The sequence below is a fragment of the Thermanaerovibrio acidaminovorans DSM 6589 genome (genome assembly GCF_000024905.1).
In the GTDB taxonomy this organism is placed as follows: domain Bacteria; phylum Synergistota; class Synergistia; order Synergistales; family Synergistaceae; genus Thermanaerovibrio; species Thermanaerovibrio acidaminovorans.
This window is the reverse complement of the sequence record NC_013522.1, coordinates 1,682,819-1,702,069: the sequence shown is the minus strand read 5'-3', so window position 1 is coordinate 1,702,069 and position 19,251 is coordinate 1,682,819. Positions and strand designations below refer to the sequence as shown.

Below are 19,251 nucleotides of genomic sequence, written 5' to 3'. Positions count from 1 at the left end.
CCCACTGGGGAGGTGGCCTCCTCTTGGACTTTGGTGGGGGAAGGCTCAGAGGTACTTATGGGCGAAGCAGACCCTTTCGAGGCCCATAAGCTGGGCCGCGCCGGATATGCTGGTGCCGAAGAAGATCACCGGTTTGTTGAGCCCCAGGTATTTGACTATGGTTCCGTTGCAGATGGTGCTTCCGGTGCATAGGATCAGATCCGCGTATTCCAGGATGACCTCGGTGGCGGTAACCGGCTCGTTTCCTACTCCGCTGCCGTGCCGGTGAGAAATATCTCGTCCGCGGTGTAGAGATCGTAACGGGTAAGATGCCCCTCCTCCACCTCCAGGCCCATCTCCCGGGCCAGTTGGATCACCGCGTCTCGGGTTATGCCTTTAAGGATCCCGCATGACGGGTGGGGTGTCTTAACCACTCGGTCCTTTACCACGAATATGTTGTCACCGGTGCACTCCGCCACGTATCCCTCGCGGCTCATGCAGACCGCCTCCTGGGCTCCGGCGTTCAGCGCCTCCATCACCGCCATGCAGGGAGCCGAATCCCATGGTTCCGAGTCCACGGGAGGTGATGAAGGAACCTGGGGGTTCCACGTCGAGATCCATGGCGGTCACATCTGGTGCTACTCCACCTCGGTATGGTTTGGATGCCCAAGCTGAGTGCAAACAAATTTGCCGCTACCCGATTGTCCTTGACCATTGGCAGAGCGAGATGGTAGTTGAAGCCTGTGAAAGCGGTCAAGGTTCCCAAGATCGCGGTAAAAAGAGCTAAGGTTCCGAAATCCTGGGGCCCATATAGGCGCGTTAACATCGGAGAAGCGAGGATAGCCAGGCCTTGGGCAAAGGCAGTGCCGCCCAACAATTGAAGCACGTGACGGGCGGACGAGTTATTTGGGAAAAGCCGGTTGATGAAATCGAAGTGCATCTTCCCTAGCAATTAGCGGGTCATGGCGCCCATTCGCACCTGGCCGCCCGAAAGGGCCGACTGGTACGCTGCCTCGATGATCTCCACCGTTTTGCGCCCTTCCCTTCCGCTCACCAGTTCGTCCTCCCCGTTTTCCAGCACGTCCAGGCAGTGGCGGTAAAAGTCCAGGTGCCCGAACCCGTAAACGCTCTTGGGGTTGGTATCGGCCTCTTTCACCTCTTCGTCCATGGGGTGCGGGTTGTCGAAATTCCACTCGATTATCTTCGATTATCTTATTCAAGGCCACGCCGCCATTATTCAAGGCCACGCCGCCAATGCGGGCTTTCCCGGAGACGGACATGCGGTTCCCTCCTAGAATCTTCCCGAGCCGTTGGCCCACACCACGAGAATGGGCTCCGACTGGAAACAGGGTTTCAACTTGTGAGCAGTAATATAATTTAAAAAGAGAAAAAATCACTAGGCTTGCGAAGTGTTTCACAGTCTGGTTGCTCTCCTCCTATCTAGCATTGGTAGGAGGTTATTTAGGAGGTGGTAATGGAGTTCCATCCAGCAAAGCGGACTTTTGAGTAAAAGCCATCTAGCCTTCTGGTGTGCGTCCCGTTTTGCTCCCTTTTCGATCAAGAGTTTCAAGTAGGCTAGGGTGGACGATAGGTGCTTTCTTGTCACCCAATCGAGGGCCTCTTCGTAGGGTAGCACGTACTTCTCTAGGGTCCGGACAATATCCTGATAGAATGAGACGTTCCCGACATACATAGCGGAATAGCTGATGGATTTAAGGTGCCGCCTCCAGAAGACGAGTGGTTCGGGCAGCAGCCTTGCTGTGTGGCCAGCCCTGGTAAGCCTCAACCAGGTATGCCAGTCTTCGACGGTACGGAATTCCGTGTCTAGAAAGCCGATTTCTTCGAGGATGGACCGTTCAAAGAAGTTTCCTGGGGCGCAGAAAAAGTTCCTACGGGCGAACATTCGAAACTGCCCTGCAGGAGCGTAGGAGAAATATTTTCTAGTTCTACGAAATGGGAGTTCAAAATCAGCAGAGTTCTCAAGTGTGTCGAGGAAGGGTGTCACCAGGGTCTGTCCCCAGGTGGTTCCAGTTTTTTTGCAGAACTCGACGATGCGGCTTACGCAGTTTTTAGCTAGGATGTCGTCCCCCCCAATGTATTTCAAGTATTTCCCGGCAGCGCATCGCAATCCTCGGTCATGAGTCGCTGATATCCCAAGGTTCTCCTTGTTTTTTAGAAATACGATGTTATCAAAGCGATCTTGATGTTTTTCGAGCCATTCCTCCACGACTTGGACTGTTCGATCGGTTGAGCAGTCATCACAAACGATTAGTTCGATTTTTCGGTAGTCCTGTCCCGCGATGCTGTCCAGACAGTCCATGATAAAGTCTTCCTGGTTATAGGTGACACAGACGATGGAAAAAAGGCTGTCCGTCAAAATTCTCACTCCCAGAAATATCAGTATTGCTCCCATAAAATCAAGCCCATGATGCCGCTTGTTTTAGCCGAACCTGTTTTGGGGAAAGGTCCCCAGGGATTGATTAGGCCTTCCCTCGTTGTACCAGTGAATCCAGCTAGCGATTTTTTCGCCTAGCTTCCGCGAATTTGTCCCTGGGCGGCTCCTCAGGTCGTCCTCCGCCCCGGACAGGCACCTTTACTTCCACCGTTCCACCTCGGCCACCTTGGGCCCATGGGGTCGGGCTGCTTCCGCTATCGTTGTCTTTCCTTTCAGGATCTCAAGGATCAATGCTACACGCCTCTTTGCCGTCTAACGCTGCACTTCGTCCTGCCGATCTTTCGTGTCGCCCATCTCAAGCACCCCTTTCGGAAACCCTCCCAGGATGTCTTATTCGTGGCTTGTTGGTTATGGACTTAAACAGGGTTTCCCTTGTGTGCTATGGTATAAATACGTTCAAAGAACTCTTTTTGTGTCTCGGAACGAAGAATACCCAAAACAGATATGTAAGTCAAGGCTCCAAAGAACGATATTGCACCGATAAGTATCAAAGGATCGGCAATAGTATGCTTGAAAAATATTGAGACCATAGAGAGAAGTTTTTGCCAGCAACCAGCAAGACAAGACTCAGCACTATCGCAAAAGCCACTTGCAACAAAAGGCTTAATACCACTAAAGCGTTGGCATCCTGCTCTTCCTTTGGTAAGGGAACGGCCAGATAGTAACGAAACGCTGACGTTTCAGAGAGGATTGCAATAAATGAGGCAAAAGCCGCCATAATGCCGAAATCCCCGGGAGAGTAGATGCGGGATAGCAACGGCATCATCGCGATATTGAGGCACTGCGCGAGTGCAGTGCCCCCGGCAAGAATGGACACATGGCGAATGACGGGTTTTGGAGGGAGGAAGCGATTAAGAAATTTATAAGCGGTTTCCATTAGTCGTCTTGTCCCTTATTCTTCATTGGCAAACATTACCTCCGCATGGCGCCCATTCGCACCTGGCCGCCCGAAAGGGCCGACTGGTACGCTGCCTCGATGATCTCCACGGTCTTGTGTCCTTCCCTTCCGCTCATCAGTTCGTCCTCCCCGTTTTCCAGCACGTCCAGGCAGTGGCGGTAAAAGTCCAGGTGCCCGAACCCGTACAGGCTCTGGGGGTTGGTGTGGGCCCCCTTCACCTGGTTGTCCGTGGGGTGCGGGGTGTCAAAATCCCACTCGATTATCTTATTCAAGGCCACGCCGCCGATGCGGGCTTTCCCGGAGACGGACATGCGGTTCCCTCCTAGAATCTTCCCGAGCCGTTGGCCCACAACACGAGAATGGGTTCCGACTGGAAACAGGGTTTCAACTTGTGAGCAGTAATATAATTTAAAAAGAGAAAAAATCACGAGGCTTGCGAAGTGTTCCACGGTCTGATTCCTCTCCTCCTATCTAGCATTGGTAGGAGTTTATTTAGGAGGTAGTAAGGGAGTTCCATCCAGCAAAGCGGACTTTTGAGTTTCAGCCATATAGCCTTTTGGTGTGCGTCCCGTTTTGCTCCCTTTTCGATCAAAAGTTTCAAGTAGGCTAGGTGGGACGATAGATGCTTTCTTGTCACCCAATCGAGGGCCTCTTCGTAGGGTAGCACGTACTTCTCTAGGGTCCGGACAATATCCTGATAGAATGAGACGTTCCCGACATACATAGCGGAATAGCTGATGGATTTAAGGTGCCGCCTCCAGAAGACGAGTGGTTCGGGCAGCAGCCTTGCTGTGTGGCCAGCCCTGGTAAGCCTCAACCAGGTATGCCAGTCTTCGAAGGTACGGAATTCCGTGTCTAGAAAGCCGATTTCTTCGAGGATGGACCGTTCAAAGAAGTTCCCTGGGGCGCAGAAAAAGCACCTACGGGCGAACATTCGAAACTGCCCTGCAGGAGCGTAGGAGAAATATTTTCTAGTTCTACGAAATGGGAGTTCAAAATCAGCAGAGTTCTCAAGTGTGTCGAGGAAGGGTGTCACCAGGGTCTGTCCCCAGGTGGTTCCAGTTTTTTTGCAGAACTCGACGATGCGGCTTACGCAGTTTTTAGCTAGGATGTCGTCCCCCCCAATGTATTTCAAGTATTTCCCGGCAGCGCATCGCAATCCTCGGTCATGAGTCGCTGATATCCCAAGGTTCTCCTTGTTTTTTAGAAATACGATGTTATCAAAGCGATCTTGATGTTTTTCGAGCCATTCCTCCACGACTTGGACTGTTCGATCGGTTGAGCAGTCATCACAAACGATTAGTTCGATTTTTCGGTAGTCCTGTCCCGCGATGCTGTCCAGACACTCCATGATAAGGTCTTCCTGGTTATAGGTGACACAGACGATGGAAAAAAGGCTGTCCGTCAAAATTCTCACTCCCAGAAATATCAGTATTGCTCCCATAAAATCAAGCCCATGATGCCGCTTGTTTTAGCCGAACCTGTTTTGGGGAAAGGTCCCCAGGGATTGATTAGGCCTTCCCTCGTTGTACCAGTGAATCCAGCTAGCGATTTTTTCGCCTAGCTTCCGCGAATTTGTCCCTGGGCGGCTCCTCAGGTCGTCCTCCGCCCCGGACAGGCACCTTTACTTCCACCGTTCCACCTCGGCCACCTTGGGCCCATGGGGTCGGGCTGCTTCCGCTATCGTTGTCTTTCCTTTCAGGATCTCAAGGATCAATGCTACACGCCTCTTTGCCGTCTAACGCTGCACTTCGTCCTGCCGATCTTTCGTGTCGCCCATCTCAAGCACCCCTTTCGGAAACCCTCCCAGGATGTCTTATTCGTGACTTGTTGGCTATGGGGAGCAATATAATCTGGTCTTACTGCAACAGGTGAAAAATTGCTTCTAGGACACGGCGGTTCGACCATTACCTCTAGGTGGGTGAACCAGAAAGCGCTTGGACGTAGTTCCGTCATGCATAGCCTATACTTGGAAATTCTTGTACAGTATGGGCTTGTGAGAATAGCTATTTTCATGCTGCTTGTAATTGTGAATTATAAAAAAATGAGTGTAAGCGCAAAGAAACTTGCTAATTGGGAGCAAAGCGGGGTACTCTATTTGCCGTCTATGGCTTTGTTCCTATTACTTTTGTGCGTCCCTGACGTCCCCGATGAAATAGCGCATCTCCGGTGAGGAAAAAGCCTGTTGCATCTCGTATTGCTTATATTCGTCTCTTGAATAGACGACGACCCTCCGAGGCTTGTAGTTCGCAAGGACGTTTCGGATGAACTGCTTGCCAAAGGACCCAGTGCCTCCGGTGATGAGAATGCTCGCTCCTTCAAACATGCCTATCAGCTCCGTTCCAACGATCAAGGATTTTGCGGATCTCTTTTCGGTGAAGGATGGCCATGAATCCGAGCATGGCCAGGAAAAGTGTGTACCTGAAAACCAGTTCCCTTTGAGAGAAGAAACCCATCAGGGGGCTTCCCCAGTATAGGGCGCAGGAGAGGGATAACCCGAGTAACACTGTTAAAGAAAAGTCCATGGCCCTGATCCCCTTTGCCTTGATCAATACGGAAACGTTGAACCAGTGAAAAAACAAGAGACAGGCGTAAGAAAAGACTGTGGTCCAGGCAGCGATTTCATACCCGAAAACCGGGATCATCTTATAGTTCAAAACCATGTTGATCACGCCGGCAATGATCGTACCGGTAGAAATAAGCCCCGTCTTCTTGTAGAAAAAGGAAAAGTTGACGTAGCAGGTGTAAATGAACTGCAGGTAGTAACTGAAAATGATAATGGGAATAACCTTGATTGCGCCCATGTATTCCGGAGGAGCCAGCAGCCTGGCAATCTCTGGCGATACAGTCAGCAGCAGGAGGATAAAAAGGAAGAAAGCGGCGTTGTACCTCCTGATATTGACCCTGATCTCTTCATTCTTCTCTTGCGCGAAGGCATCGTAAAACCACGGGACCCACGCTGAGTTGGTCGAACTCAGCAACAGGAGAGGAATCATCCCAATGTTGTAGGCGAATCCGTAAAGACCGGTGGCGACGTTTCCGACCAGGGCCTTGATCGCGATCCTGTCGAAGTAGCTGAGGATAAGGTGTGAAAGACAGTGCGGGATCAGGGGAGCGCCGATAAGAGAACCGTATCTCCAATACTCGCCTGAAAGCCGGGGCGTGTATTTTCTCCAGAAGGCCCAAAGGATCCCAAGGCCAAAGATCAGGTTGAGGCTGAGAGAGCCAATAACCCTCCCCCAGAAGGAGCCTTTCAGGATAGTTAAAAGAAGGACGACGGAGACCAGGATTTCTGCGGCTGCCCTAAGGAACGACAGGACCGAGCGCAGTCGATACCGGTTTTCAAACATAAGGTACGTGGAATATGAGTTGAAAATGAAACTTCCGTACCCGCTGAGGAGTGCACAAAAAGCCAAGCTGATAGAAATACCAAAGGTGCGCTCTACCCGCGTTTTCCACAAGGATAGGAGAAGGATTTCGGCGATAAACCAGATCAACGAAAAAAGGAAAAGGGAAGAAACATAAACGTGAAACACATCCTTTTTTTCCTGTTTGGCGATTCCGATGCTGGCGTCGAGGTTTAACCCGGAAAGGATGGCGAGGATTCCCACAAGGGGCTGGAAAAAAGACACGGTCCCGTAGTCTCCCAAGTTCAGGAGACGCGTGAAGATCGGCACGGAAATGAAGGCCAGGCCCTTTTCCGCGAAAGCACTGGCCGTATACCAGAAGCCCGACCTTATCATGGGGATAAAGTTAGCTTTCCTAAGCTGGGAAAAATGTCTGCTCATTCAGGCAAGCTCCTGATGAACTTCAGGATTTCCGGAGCACGGGGAGGAGGCAGGATTTCCTTCCCTAGAGCGGCATTTTGATTCCGGACTGCCTGGTTCCGTTCAAGGGAAGAAGACAAGATTGCCATGATAACTTTTGCTGCCTGGTCCGGATCCCCGGTGTTGAAAACGAAGTCCCTGTAGTCGCCGTAAAAGGGGAGTGGATTTTCGAGGGTGTACTCAACGACAGGCCTTTGGAGAAGAATGGCTTCTACGGCCAAGGAGGTCTGGTTCGTTAAGACCACCGACGAACATGCGATGTCCTCAAGAGGATCCCGGATATCGGAAACGGAAAATTGAGCCTTGTCTTTGCTGAAGGCCCGAGAGATCTTCTGTGTCATTTGCTCCCGCGCTTCTTTCGAAACCCCTGGGTGGTATCTAAACACCAGCTTGGATCCGGGAAGCCTGGCTCCGATTTCTGCCCAGAGAAGCGAAAACCGGTCAAAAAGGTCTGTGGGGATGTCGGGCTGAATGCTTACCAGGATCCTTCCCTGTGTTTTATCGCCGTTGTTGGGGGTGAAGTAGCTATCGTATTTTGCAGTTCCCAAGGGCTTGATTTTTTCTGCTGGAATTCCATGGGACTGGAGTTTTTGTGCCGGGTTTTCACCCCAGGTAATGATGAAGTCGGAAAGGACCGTTTCCCATAATGGATCATCTGTCACAAGTCCATGCTGCAGGGTGACGGTGGGGATCTTTCCCTTGAAAAAAACGGCAAATACGGCATCCCAGGTATGGAAATCCTGGAGCGTTACCAGCCTCGCGGGATAGGAAAAACACGAGCAGAAAGCTTCAATGGAATCCACCAGGGCGGCGGCGCGAAGGCCTAGGATGCGTAGAGTCAGGTCTTTTCTCGTGTTCTCTTGGAAGCAGATTGAATGTTGGAGACGTCCCTTGTTTTCCAGAAGGACAACAGGCAGTTTTTCGTTGGAATAAAAATTGAAAACGTCCGGTTCGACCGTCAGTATGACAGGATCTGGGTCTTGCCGGATAAGGCTGTTGATGTGACTGAAATGTCTTTTATCTTCAGGCTTGAAGTTGACGACATAGGCATTTTTCCCCTTTATGGAGAAGCAATTCGAATTTGCAATCGTGAATTTTCTGTTGTTATGGAAATGTGAGATCAAAGTCCATTTCATGCTTCGCAGGACATCAAGAAAAGGGGTCTTTTTGGAGTGTTTTTCAACTCTTCTAGTGTAAAGCGTTACAAGGAGGGAAGCTTCCAGATCAAAGCTTCCGTACCTAATTAAGTGCCTGTTTAGTTTCATCCATTCTCGAGAAGGTTCTTGTTCCTTCAAAGATTCAGGTTCGAAAGGCATCTCAATGTACTCTCTTCCCATGATGGTAGCTCGTAACTACTCCTTAAGGCGGAAAAGGCAGGCCTTTGAGCGGCGGTTCTGAATTCCCGACTCTTTGCCCGCATCAACTCGCCACTCCAATTCACTGTTTGCAGGGCTATTTTGGCCCAGTCGTACCTGCTGCAGAATCCGGTATTGCAAAGATGGGATAGTCCCCATTTCCCATCTTTGAAAAGAGAATAAACAGCTTCTGCGATGTCCGGGGCGAAAGAAGGAGAAGAAATTTGGTCATCGACTATCCGAAGACGTTTGTTTGAACTGGCCCAGTAAAGGAGCTTTTTCAGGAAATTTGATTCCGTCTTTCCCTTCTCGCCAAAAACCCAGCTTACCCGGGCTAAAATGAATTGTTGGCAAGACTCGTGTACGAAGATCTCACCGGCCAGCTTGCTCTCCCCATAAGCATTAAGCGGGCAGGTTGGGTCTTCCGTTGTGTACGGTGCACTTTTCTTGCCATCAAAAACGTAGTCGGTGCTGAAGGTGATAAGAGGGATGGACATTTCGGCACAAGCGAGAGCCAGGTTTTTCGGCCCGATCGCGTTCGCGAGGAAAGCCGTTTCTCGGTTTTCTTCCGCCTTGTCGACATCGTTGTAGGCGGCACCGTTAAAGACGGCGCCGGGCTTGTAGTGTGCAATGACTCTCCTGACGGAGTTGAGATCGGAGATATCCAAATCATGTCTTCCGAGTGCCAGAAATTCTATTCCCCTCGTCTTGAGGAGTTCCGCAAAGGCAAGTGAAAGCTGCCCCTGTTTTCCTGTAATGAGGAATTTCAACATTTTCAGGGTCCTTCCCATCTGAAGAGGCTTTCTCCGGGGATATCTCTCAGCCTAGGGTACCTTCCGTCTTTGGCGGATAGGATCGGGTCCTTAACGGGCCATGGGATGTCCAGGTCCGGATCGTTCCAGATTATGCCATGTTCGTTCTGGGGCGCGTAAAAATCCGTGCACTTATAGGTGAAGAGAGCTTCGTCAGAAATGACGCAAAACCCGTGGGCGAATCCCGGTGGAATGTAAAGCTGGTTGTGGGTTTGCCCTTTCAGAGTGACTCCCTCCCACTTGCCGAAAGTGGGAGAGCCCACTCTCAGGTCCACGGCCACGTCCCAGACCTCACCTTTCAGCACGAAGACAAGCTTGCCCTGAGTGTTCGGCTTCTGGTAATGGAGGCCCCTAAGGGTCCCCTTTCTCGAAAGTGATAGGTTGTCCTGGACGAAAAACTCCGATATTCCGGCATCCCGATATTGCCGGGCCTGCCAGGTCTGCAGGAAATAGCCTCGCGAGTCTCCGAAGAAGACGGGCTCGATATGCAGGAGACCCGGAAGGGAAAGCTCCGTTACGCGCACGGGAAACCACCTCCAAGGAGGCTGAGAAGATATTGTCCGTAGCCGTTCTTCTTCAGGGGCTCGGCAAGTTTTCGCAACTGATCGGGGCCGATGAATCCCTTCCTCCATGCGATCTCTTCTGGGCAAGACACCATCATTCCTTGACGGTTCTGGACCGTTGCGATGAAGTTCGAGGCATCGAGCAGGCTTTCGTGGGTTCCCATGTCAAGCCAGGCGAAGCCGCGACCGAACACCTCAACGTGAAGCTTCCCTTCCTCCATGTAAAGCCTGTTCAAGTCGGTGATCTCCAGCTCTCCACGCTTCGAGGGCCTAAGGCTTTTGGCCCTTTCCGGGGCGGTGCCGTCGTAGAAATAGAGACCCGGGACCGCGAAGGGGGATTTGGGGCAGGCAGGTTTCTCTTCGAGGCTGATCGCCTTTCCGGAAGCATCAAGTTCAACCACTCCGTAATCCCTCGGGTTCTTAAGCGGGTATCCGAAGATCGTCGCCCCCTCTTCCCTTGACGTAACACGTGCGAGCATTTCGCCCAGTCCTCGGCCGTAGAAGAGGTTGTCCCCCAGAACGAGGCAGGAGGAATTCCCGTTCAAGAACTTTTCCCCGATCAGAAATGCCTGGGCCAGGCCGCCTGGGGATGGTTGTATCTCGTAGGAAAGGGAGATCCCCCACTGGGCCCCATCACCCAGCAACTGTTTGAAGTTTGCCTGGTCCTCCGGTGTGGTGATGAGGAGGATGTCCCGGATGCCCGCCAGCATGAGGACCGATAGGGGGTAGTAGATCATCGGCTTGTCGTACACGGGCAACAACTGCTTGCTGGTGGCCAGGGTCAAGGGGTAGAGGCGGGTCCCGGAGCCTCCCGCCAGGATGATGCCTTTCCCGATCACGAACGAGTCGCCTCCTTTGCGGTTCCCAACCGTTCCATGTGGTACTTGCCCGATAGGATGTCCTCGACCCAGGGCTGGTTTTCCAGGTACCAAAGCACCGTCCGTCGAAGGCCTTCTTCGAAGGGGGTCCGGGGCGTCCAGCCGAGTTCTACGGCGATTTTCGAGGAGTCGATGGCGTAGCGCCGGTCGTGCCCCGGGCGGTCCGGGACGAAAGTGATCTGCTCCGCGTAGCTTTTCCCGTCACTTCGGGGGTGTAGTTCGTCCAGGAGGGCGCAAACGGTGCGGACGATCTCGATGTTCGTCTTCTCGGAACGCCCCCCTATGGCGTAGGTCTCACCCGGTTTCCCCCGTTCGAAAACCAGAAGCAGGGCTTCGGTGTGGTCCTTGACATAGAGCCAGTCTCGGATGTTGTAGCCGTCCCCGTAGACCGGAAGAGGCTTGTTCCGGATGGCGCTATTGATGACCAGGGGAATGAGTTTTTCCGGGAACTGGTAGGGGCCGTAGTTGTTGGAGCAGTTGGTGACCAACACCGGCAATCCGTAGGTGTGGCCGTAAGCCCGAACCAGGTGGTCAGATGAGGCCTTGGAAGCGGAATAGGGTGACCGCGGATCGTAGGGAGTGAACTCGTGGAATAATCCCTCGGGGCCCAGGGAACCGAAAACCTCGTCCGTGGACACGTGAAGGAAACGGAAAGAGGCTTTCTCAGGTTCGGGAAGGGATTTCCAGAAGGTTAGAGTGGCAACCAGCAACCGGTGCGTTCCAACGATGTTGGTCTGGATGAACTCCTCGGGGCCGTCGATGGAGCGGTCAACGTGGGATTCAGCCGCCAGGTGGAGGATGCCCGAAGGGCGGTGCTCCTCGAGGACCCGCTGGACGAGTGCGAGGTCGCAGATGTCTCCCTGGACGAATGTGTAGCCTTTGTGGGCTTCGACACCCGCTAGGGAAGATCGGTTTCCCGCGTAGGTCAGCTTGTCGAGGTTGATCACACTATAGCCTTTTTGAAGGGCCAGACGGACCAGGTTGCTACCTATGAAGCCGCAACCGCCGGTGATGAGGATAGGTCTGCGTTTATTCATGACTTGGACACTCCCTTCTGCTCCCAGAGGACCAGGGCCGGGGTCCTGGAAAGGGTTCCCAGGAGTTTCTCGTATTCGCTTATGGTGAGGACGAGTGTCCGCACCTTGCGCTCGATCAGGGCCTCAAGTTTTTCCACGAGGCTCTGTAAATAGCCCTTGTCGATCTCCCCCACCAGCACCAGGTCGATCAGCCCCGAGTCCTTGCCTTTCGCGTAGTCTCCAGTTACGAAGGCCAGCTCCACCTTCCCCAGTCGGCTCACCACCTGTTCCACCACCTTGTCCAGCCCCACGGTCTTGGCCACCATGCGCTGAATCTCGGGGAACAGGGGATGGGCCGTGTTGGCCCGGTACACCTTAGTGCGTCCCTCCTCGGCAGACTCAAGCAGGCCGGCCTCGGACAGGCGGTTCAGCTCCACCCGCACGGAGTTGGTCGATTCGCCTAACTCGTCGGCCAGACCGCGCAGGTAAGCGCTGGTGCCCGGGTTCAGAAAGAACTTCAACAATAGCTTGATGCGGGTCTTGGAGGTGATCAGACTGTCTAGCATGTGAGTCAGTATATGACTCGAAAAGGGTGTTGTAAAGGGGCGAATTCCAGGGAAGCTACTATAGGGATTCAGGGGTTCCCCCACACTCAAGGAAGGAAGGCTTCTGTGTAATGTCAGCGGACCGTTTTCGGCTTACTTGAAGAGGGACGCTTTCGGTTAGACGTACCTGTGGGCGAAGCAGACCCTTTCAAGGCCCATAAGCTGGGCCGCGCCGGATATGCTGGTGCCGAAGAAGATCACCGGTTTGTTGAGCCCCAGGTATTTGACGATGGTTCCGTTGCAAACGGTGCTTCCGGTGCATAGGATCAGATCCGCGTATTCCAGGATGACCTTTTCGTAGTCCCTGATCCCGTCCTCCACGGTGATGCCGTAGCGGGTGTGGCCCACGTTGGCGGGGTCCAGGTCGAGGACCCTAACTTGGTATTCGCTGTTGGCCAGGGCCTCCAGGATGGCGGGTTGGTAGCCCACCAGGGCGATGCGGCGTTCGTTGGGGTGGTGGGTTCGCAGGTGGTTCAGCATGTCCAGGGCGCATAGCTCCGGCCCATCGGTTCTGCAGTGTATGGTTCCGTCGCAGAGTCCCAGCTGGTTCATCACCGCGTTGAGGGTGGCGACGAAGAGGCCCCTGGCGTGGGGGTCCGATGCGAGGTCCAGGGACAGCACTTGATGCAGGGTTCCCTGGAAGGTCACGGGGGCTTCGGTGAAGGCCTGCCCAAAACTGGATCGGAACTGGGCTTGTATCATCACGTCCTTGCCGGTGATTATGGGGAAGTCCCGTCTCTTGGTGTGTCCGATGGCCTCTTCGGTGGAGAGGGCCCTGCAGGTGACGGTCACCGGCTCGTTTCCTATCCCGTGATTCGAGAGAGCATGTTCGAATTTGGCCTTCAGGTCCCAGTAGAACTCCTCTTGGGTCATGGCTTTTCCCCCTTGATCGTTTTCCTTGAAAGCGATCATAGACAATAAAGAGTGGGAATACAAGTTTTAAGGTGGGGATGATCGTTTGGATCCCCCGGGATGGATAGGGCCCCCCGGAGGGTGGGGGGCCACCTTCGTCAATCGTATATGGGGTGCCCCTCCCGCTGTACCAGCTGTTGGAAGGCCTCCCGGAGTTGCATGGTCAGCTCCCCGGGGACGACCTCCCCGACGGGACGGCCGTCTATCCGCCCCACCGGAACCACCTCTGCCGCCGTGCCGGTGAGAAATATCTCGTCCGCGGTGTAGAGATCGTAACGGGTAAGATGCCCCTCCTCCACCTCCAGCCCCATCTCCCGGGCCAGCTGGATCACCGCGTCTCGGGTTACGCCTTTAAGGATCCCGCATGACGGGTGCGGTGTCTTAACCACCCGGTCCTTTACCACGAATATGTTGTCCCCGGTGCACTCCGCCACGTATCCCTCGCGGCTCATGCAGACCGCCTCCTGGGCTCCGGCGTTCAGCGCCTCCATCACCGCCATTATGTTTGGCAGGTAGTTGCAGCTCTTCACCTGGGGTGAGAGCACCTCTCCATAGGATCTGCGGGTGGCGGCGGTTATTATGTTCAGCCCCCGTCTAACCATCTCCTCCGGGTACATCTGGATGGTGGCGGCTATGCAGACCACCGTTGGTTTGGGGGCCTTGTGGGGGTTAAGCCCCAGGTCCCCCTCGCCTCGGGACACCACCAGCCGGATGTAGCCGTCCACTATCCCGTTGGCCCGGCAGGTCTTAACGCACACCTCCCTCATCTCCTCCTTGGCCAGGGGCACCGAAAGGCATATGGCCTTGGCGGAGTCGTAGAGTCGGTCCAGGTGCTCCTTGAGCCTGAAGATTCTGCCCCGGTAGGCTCGGATCCCTTCGAAGACCCCATCGCCGTAAAGGTAGCCGTGGTCGAAGACCGATACCTTGGCTTCATCCTTGGGCAGCAGTTCGCCGTTAACGTAAACCAGCATGTCAGTTCCCCTCCCCCTTGGTGATGGTGATGGCTCCGGTGGCTCCGGAGCTGGTCATCCTGGCGAACCTCAAGAGGGCCACGGAGTCCTCCTCCGGAGCCTTGGTTCGCCTTTCCCGGCCGCGCCTTGCCAACTCCGCCTCGTCGACCATCAGGTCAATCCGGCGGTTCGGGATGTCTATCTCTATCGGGTCTCCGTTCTCGACCAGCCCTATGGGGCCCCCTTCCGCTGCCTCGGGGGACACGTGACCCACCGATGCGCCTCGGGTGGCGCCGGAGAACCTGCCGTCGGTCACCAAGGCCACGGACCGGTCCAGTCCCTGTCCCGCCAGGGCGGCGGTCACCGACAACATCTCTCGCATGCCCGGCCCTCCCTTGGGACCTTCGTAGCGGATGACCACCACGTCCCCTTCCTTTACGTGTCCCCCTATCACCGCCTCCATGGCCATCTCCTCGGAGTCGAAAACCCTGGCGGGGCCCCGGTGAACCAGCATCGATGGGTCCACCGCAGAGCGCTTCACCACCGATCCCATGGGGGCCAGGGTCCCCTTTAGCACCGCGATGCCCCCCTCAGGGGATCGCGGATTATCCAGGGAACGTATTACCTCCCCGTCCGCCCTTGAGAGCCCGCAGATCTCCCGGATCTTACCCGCCACGGTGATCCGCTCGCCTTTTAGAAGCCCGCCTCTCAACAGCTCCCCCATAACGGCCCGAATGCCCCCCGCGTAGTTCAGATCCTCCATTCGGTGCGCTCCCGCGGGGCTCAACCGGCAGAGGTTGGGCACTCGTCGTGATATTCGGTCGAAGTGGTCCAATGTTAGCTCCACCCCCGCCGAACGGGCGATGGCTATCAGGTGGAGCGCCGAGTTGGTGGAGCCCCCCAGGGCCATGTCCACCGCCACCGCGTCTTCGAAGGCCTCCAGGGTCAGTATCTGCCGGGCGGTTATACCCCGCCGGACCAGCTCCATCACCACCCGACCGGACTCCTTGGCCAGGAGGCGCCGCTCCGCCGAAACCGCCGGCACGGTGCCGTTGCCCGGCAGGGCAAGCCCCAGGGCCTCGGTGAGGCAGTTCATGGTGTTGGCGGTGAACATCCCGGCGCAGCTCCCAACCCCGGGACAGCAGGCGGCCTCCACCTGGGCCAGCCGGTCCGAGTCCATCATGCCCCGGGAGTGGGCCCCCACCGCCTCGAAGGCCTGGGACAGGTCCAGGGGCTCCACCCCGACCCGGCCCGCCAGCATGGGACCGCCGCTGAGCAGGACACAGGGAATGTCCAGTCGGGCCGCTGCCATGGCCATGGCGGGCACCACCTTGTCGCAGCTTCCTATCATCACCAGCCCGTCCAAGCCGTGGGCCCGGGCCATTATCTCTATTGAATCGGCTATTACCTCCCGGCTCGGCAGGGAGTACTTCATACCCCGATGGCCCATGGCGATTCCGTCACAGACCGCTATCACCGGGAACTCCAGTGGCAACCCCCCGTGGGCGTAGACCGCCCCCTTGACCGCCTCCGCAAGCTCCCTCAGATGCACGTGGCCGGGCACGATGGCGTTGTAGGAGTTTACAACCCCTATCCAGGGGCGATCCATCTCCCATGCGGTGTAGCCCGAGGCCCTCATCAGGGCCCTGTGAGGAGCCCTGGCAGGACCCCGCTTGACCTGCTCGCTGATCAAGATCCATACCTCCCCTCAAAGTCGATGCCGGTGGGTGAGCACCCGCTCCAGGGGCTCCCCGGCGGGGACCATGGGCAACACCAGGTCCTCCTGGGGGATGGGCACCTCCAGGAGACACGGCCCCTCCAACCCCATCATCTCCTCCAGCCTGCCCCGGAGCTCTCCCGGCCTTTCGCAGCGAAGGCCCCTGACCCCCATGGCCTCCGCCAGGCAGGGAAAGTCCGGGGACCGGTTGTAGATGGTGTTGGAGTAGCGTTCCTGGAAGAAGAGCTCCTGCCACTGGCGCACCATCCCAAGGCACCGGTTGTTGAGCAGCACCACCTTCACCGGCAGGTTGTACCGGGCTAGGGTGTCCAGCTCTTGCACGTTCATCATCAGGCTCCCGTCCCCGGCGATGCAGATCACCCGGTCGCCGGGGCTGGCCAGGGCGCACCCCATGGCGGCGGGGAGGCCGAACCCCATGGTCCCGAGTCCCCCGGAGGTGATGAAGGACCCGGGGCGCTCCACCTTCAGGTGCATGGCGGCCCACATCTGGTGCTGCCCCACCTCGGTGGTGTAGAGGCCCCCCCCCGCCACCTCCGAGAGGGCCTCCATCACCTCCCATGGATGCGACATCCCGTCCCCCCGGGGAAGGGGTGAATGGGCGGTGTGCCCCAGGATCGCCTCCCCCCAGTCAGCGGGGGCCCGCCAGCCCCCCAGGGCCCGGCGCAGGGCCCCCAGGGCGGACTTGGCGTCGCACCAGCCCCTCACCGCGGGGGCCACGTTCTTGCCGAACTCCGAGGGGTCCACGTCCACGTGGATCACCGACGCCCCCCGGGCGAAGCTGCCCCGGTCCCCGGTGGTCCTGTCGCTGAAACGGACCCCCACCGCCAGGATCACGTCCGCGTTGGTCACCGCCCAGTTCCCGCCCAGGCTGCCGTGCATGCCCACCATGCCAAGACATAGGGGATGCCTCTCCGAGATGGAGCCCTTGCCCATCAGGGTGGTGACCACCGGGATGCGGGTCTCCTCCACCAGCTCCATCAGCTCATTGAATGCGAAGGCCCTGACCACCCCGCCTCCCGCCAGGAGCAGGGGCCGCTCCGATCGGGTCAGCAGGTGGCGGGCCTCATCCACCCAGGACAGGTCGTATGCGGGGGATGGATCGTAGCCCCTAAACTGGACCCGGTCGGGCATCCGGTATTGGCCCGAGGCCCTCTGGACGTCCACCGGCAGCTCCACCAGCACGGGGCCCTTGCGGCCGCTGGACGCGATGGTGAAGGCCCCCTTCAGCAGCTGGGGGATCTCCTCCGGACGCCGGGCCCTCATGGAGTGCTTCACCATCGAGAGGGTGGCCCCCATCACGTCCGCCTCCTGGAACGCATCGGTGCCCACTGACCCCTGGGGTACCTGTCCAACCAGGGCCACCATGGGGGAGGAGTCCAGGTAGGCGTTGGCTATGCCGGTGAGGAGGTTCATGGCCCCCGGGCCGGAGGTGCCTATCACCACTCCGGGCTCCCCGGTGATGCGTCCGTAGGCGTCCGCCCCGTGGGCCGCCGCCTGCTCGTGCCGGGTCAAGAGGTGCCACAGGGGGCTTCCGTGCAGGGCGTCGTAGAGGGGGATCACCGGGCCGCCGGGGATCCCGAAAATGTGCCTAACCCCCAGGTCCTCCAGGGCCCTCACCACCATCTGGGCGCCGGTCATGGCGCTCATGGGGACTCCTCCAGCCTTCGGACCACCGCGTCCCCCGCCCCCCGGGTGCCGAGCCTCCCGCCCATCTCGATGGGGAGCTCCTCCACGGGGCCCGACAGGTACCGCTGGACCGCGTCCTCCATGGCCTTGGCGGCGGAGGTCTCCCCCAGGTGCCTGAGTAGCATGGCCCCCGAGAGGATGGAAGCCACCGGGTTGGCCCGGTCCTGGCCCGCTATGTCCGGGGCGGAGCCGTGGACCGGCTCGAACATGGACAGCCGGTCCCCCACGTTGCCCGACGGGGCCAGCCCCATGCCGCCCCCGATGCCCGCCAGGAGGTCGCTAACTATGTCGCCGAACATGTTGGGGCAGAGGATCACCCGGAAGTCCCCGGGGGAGCGGACCAGCTTGTAGCAGAGGGCGTCCACGTTCTCCACCCGGAGGGACACGCTCTCGTACTGGGACGCCACCTGGTGGCATGCGTTTTCAAAGATCCCGTACAGGTCCCGGACCGCATTGGACTTGGTGGCCAGGGTGACCTCCTCCGCCCCCAGGTCCAGCGCCAGGTCGAAGGCGTATTGGCAGGCGCGGGCGGCCCCATCGAGGGTGTGCCACGCCACCTGCATGGCGAACCTCTTTGGTGGGGTAGTGAAGGCGGACAGCTGCCCCTTCATCACGTAGCCGCCCCGGGTCACCTCCAGGGGGAGGTTGACCGCCCCGTCACCGGTGGATCCGATGCCCACGTACAGGTCCTCGGTGTTCTCCCGGATAACCACTGCGTTCACTGAGCCAAGGGGACCGGGAGTGAAGGATCTTACGGGCCGGATGTTTGCGTACTGGTCGAAATGGAAGCGAAGTTTCAGCAAGATGCCCCTCTCGAGGATTCCCGGCTGGACCCTTGGATCTCCGATGGCCCCCAGAAGCAGGGCGTCAAGCCCCTCCATCTCCTCCAGCGCATGGTCCGGCAGGACCTGGCGGGTGGACAGGTAGTGCTCCGCCCCGTAGGGGTAGTGGGTCAGCTCAAGGCTGAAGCCGAAAAGGGATCCCGCCGCCTCCATCACCTTCACCGCCTGGGCGGTCACCTCCGGGCCGATGCCGTCCCCGGGGATGAGGCCGATCCTATAGGATTTCATCTATTCGTCACCCCCCAGCTGCCTTCTGACGTAGTTCACCAGCCCCCCGGAGGATACGATCTCCCCCGCGATCCCCGACAGGGGAGGGGCGTGCCGGACCTGGCCGGTGGTGAGGTTCCTCAGGGTGCCGGAGGGAAGGTCCACCTCCAGCAGGTCCCCGGTGGAGGCGAAGGACCGGGCGTCCGCTATCTCCACGATGGGGAGCCCCACGTTGATGGCGTTCCGGTAGAAGATCCTGGCGAAGGAGGAGGCCACCACGCAGGAGACGCCGCACCCCAGGATGGCCAGGGGGGCGTGCTCCCGGCTGGAGCCGCACCCGAAGTTCTCCCCCGCCACCAGCATGTCCCCCCTTTGGACCTTGGAGGGGAAGTCCGGGTCCAGGTCCTCCATACAGTGTCGTCCCAGCTCCTCCGGCGCGTGGGTGGTCAGGTACCTGGCGGGGATTATCACGTCGGTGTCCACGTTGTCCTCGAATGCCCAAACGTTGCCGCAAAAGGTTCTCATGGT

At 57.3% G+C, this 19,251-nt stretch carries 23 protein-coding genes; all 23 read right to left on the bottom strand.

The genetic code is table 11. The features are described from left to right. Positions 1–45: 45 nt before the first annotated feature. Positions 46–213: a hypothetical protein gene (locus TACI_RS08455; protein WP_341271044.1), complete on the bottom strand. Its 168-nt coding sequence runs from the start codon at positions 211–213 to the stop codon at positions 46–48. A gap of 32 nt (positions 214–245) precedes the next feature. After that, positions 246–524: an aminotransferase class IV gene (locus TACI_RS08450; protein ID WP_242601104.1), complete on the bottom strand. Its 279-nt coding sequence runs from the start codon at positions 522–524 to the stop codon at positions 246–248. A 407-nt stretch (positions 525–931) separates the two neighbouring features. Beyond that, positions 932–1,177, bottom strand: a complete 246-nt coding sequence (locus tag TACI_RS08445; RefSeq protein WP_278007121.1) for a Gfo/Idh/MocA family oxidoreductase — start codon at positions 1,175–1,177, stop codon at positions 932–934. Positions 1,178–1,393: 216 nt separating this feature from the next. Then, entirely contained in the window at positions 1,394–2,365 is a 972-nt protein-coding gene (locus tag TACI_RS08440) for a glycosyltransferase (RefSeq protein ID WP_423218566.1), read from the bottom strand. A gap of 54 nt (positions 2,366–2,419) precedes the next feature. Then, positions 2,420–2,545 carry an integrase core domain-containing protein gene (locus TACI_RS09520; protein ID WP_423218564.1) on the bottom strand — a complete coding sequence of 42 codons (126 nt, stop codon included), beginning with the start codon at positions 2,543–2,545 and terminating at the stop codon, positions 2,420–2,422. A gap of 376 nt (positions 2,546–2,921) precedes the next feature. Then, a complete protein-coding gene (locus tag TACI_RS08430) occupies positions 2,922–3,311 on the bottom strand; it encodes a polysaccharide biosynthesis protein (protein WP_164925245.1) in 390 nt (129 codons plus the stop codon). 35 nt (positions 3,312–3,346) lie between these two features. Then, entirely contained in the window at positions 3,347–3,643 is a 297-nt protein-coding gene (locus TACI_RS08425; RefSeq protein WP_164925244.1) for a Gfo/Idh/MocA family oxidoreductase, read from the bottom strand. Between the two features lie 113 nt (positions 3,644–3,756). Next, the gene (locus TACI_RS08420) at positions 3,757–4,749 is read right to left on the bottom strand and encodes a glycosyltransferase (protein ID WP_423218565.1); all 993 of its coding nucleotides are present in this window, start codon (positions 4,747–4,749) and stop codon (positions 3,757–3,759) included. Between the two features lie 54 nt (positions 4,750–4,803). Next, positions 4,804–4,929 carry an integrase core domain-containing protein gene (locus tag TACI_RS09515; RefSeq protein ID WP_423218564.1) on the bottom strand — a complete coding sequence of 42 codons (126 nt, stop codon included), beginning with the start codon at positions 4,927–4,929 and terminating at the stop codon, positions 4,804–4,806. Positions 4,930–5,454: 525 nt separating this feature from the next. After that, complete coding sequence (locus TACI_RS08410) at positions 5,455–5,658, bottom strand: polysaccharide biosynthesis protein (protein ID WP_164925243.1); 204 nt, start codon at positions 5,656–5,658, stop codon at positions 5,455–5,457. Next, positions 5,651–7,120 (bottom strand): lipopolysaccharide biosynthesis protein, encoded by a 1,470-nt coding sequence (locus TACI_RS08405; protein WP_012870353.1) that lies wholly within the window; start codon positions 7,118–7,120, stop codon positions 5,651–5,653. The genes TACI_RS08410 and TACI_RS08405 overlap by 8 nt, the downstream gene beginning before the upstream one ends. Further along, positions 7,117–8,496, bottom strand: a complete 1,380-nt coding sequence (locus TACI_RS08400) for a hypothetical protein (protein ID WP_164925242.1) — start codon at positions 8,494–8,496, stop codon at positions 7,117–7,119. Before TACI_RS08400 ends, TACI_RS08405 begins: the two co-directional genes overlap by 4 nt. Beyond that, the gene (gene rfbD / locus TACI_RS08395; RefSeq protein ID WP_164925241.1) at positions 8,451–9,305 is read right to left on the bottom strand and encodes a dTDP-4-dehydrorhamnose reductase; all 855 of its coding nucleotides are present in this window, start codon (positions 9,303–9,305) and stop codon (positions 8,451–8,453) included. Before rfbD ends, TACI_RS08400 begins: the two co-directional genes overlap by 46 nt. Continuing rightward, entirely contained in the window at positions 9,290–9,850 is a 561-nt protein-coding gene (rfbC, locus tag TACI_RS08390) for a dTDP-4-dehydrorhamnose 3,5-epimerase (RefSeq protein WP_012870350.1), read from the bottom strand. The genes rfbD and rfbC overlap by 16 nt, the downstream gene beginning before the upstream one ends. Next, entirely contained in the window at positions 9,841–10,728 is an 888-nt protein-coding gene (gene rfbA / locus TACI_RS08385) for a glucose-1-phosphate thymidylyltransferase RfbA (protein ID WP_012870349.1), read from the bottom strand. Before rfbA ends, rfbC begins: the two co-directional genes overlap by 10 nt. Then, entirely contained in the window at positions 10,725–11,804 is a 1,080-nt protein-coding gene (gene rfbB, locus TACI_RS08380) for a dTDP-glucose 4,6-dehydratase (RefSeq protein ID WP_012870348.1), read from the bottom strand. The genes rfbA and rfbB overlap by 4 nt, the downstream gene beginning before the upstream one ends. Beyond that, positions 11,801–12,304 (bottom strand): helix-turn-helix domain-containing protein, encoded by a 504-nt coding sequence (locus tag TACI_RS08375; RefSeq protein WP_242601103.1) that lies wholly within the window; start codon positions 12,302–12,304, stop codon positions 11,801–11,803. Before TACI_RS08375 ends, rfbB begins: the two co-directional genes overlap by 4 nt. A gap of 201 nt (positions 12,305–12,505) precedes the next feature. Then, on the bottom strand, positions 12,506–13,261 hold the full coding sequence (locus TACI_RS08370) for a Rossmann-like domain-containing protein (protein ID WP_012870346.1): 756 nt from the start codon (positions 13,259–13,261) through the stop codon (positions 12,506–12,508). A gap of 137 nt (positions 13,262–13,398) precedes the next feature. After that, complete coding sequence (gene ilvE / locus TACI_RS08365) at positions 13,399–14,271, bottom strand: branched-chain-amino-acid transaminase (protein ID WP_012870345.1); 873 nt, start codon at positions 14,269–14,271, stop codon at positions 13,399–13,401. A 1-nt stretch (position 14,272) separates the two neighbouring features. Then, entirely contained in the window at positions 14,273–15,943 is a 1,671-nt protein-coding gene (ilvD, locus tag TACI_RS08360; RefSeq protein WP_012870344.1) for a dihydroxy-acid dehydratase, read from the bottom strand. A gap of 15 nt (positions 15,944–15,958) precedes the next feature. Continuing rightward, complete coding sequence (ilvB, locus tag TACI_RS08355; RefSeq protein ID WP_012870343.1) at positions 15,959–17,635, bottom strand: biosynthetic-type acetolactate synthase large subunit; 1,677 nt, start codon at positions 17,633–17,635, stop codon at positions 15,959–15,961. Next, the gene (locus TACI_RS08350) at positions 17,632–18,744 is read right to left on the bottom strand and encodes an isocitrate/isopropylmalate dehydrogenase family protein (protein ID WP_012870342.1); all 1,113 of its coding nucleotides are present in this window, start codon (positions 18,742–18,744) and stop codon (positions 17,632–17,634) included. Before TACI_RS08350 ends, ilvB begins: the two co-directional genes overlap by 4 nt. Next, positions 18,745–19,248 (bottom strand): 3-isopropylmalate dehydratase small subunit, encoded by a 504-nt coding sequence (locus TACI_RS08345; RefSeq protein WP_012870341.1) that lies wholly within the window; start codon positions 19,246–19,248, stop codon positions 18,745–18,747. It abuts the gene before it with no gap. Between the last annotated feature and the right edge of the window lie 3 nt (positions 19,249–19,251).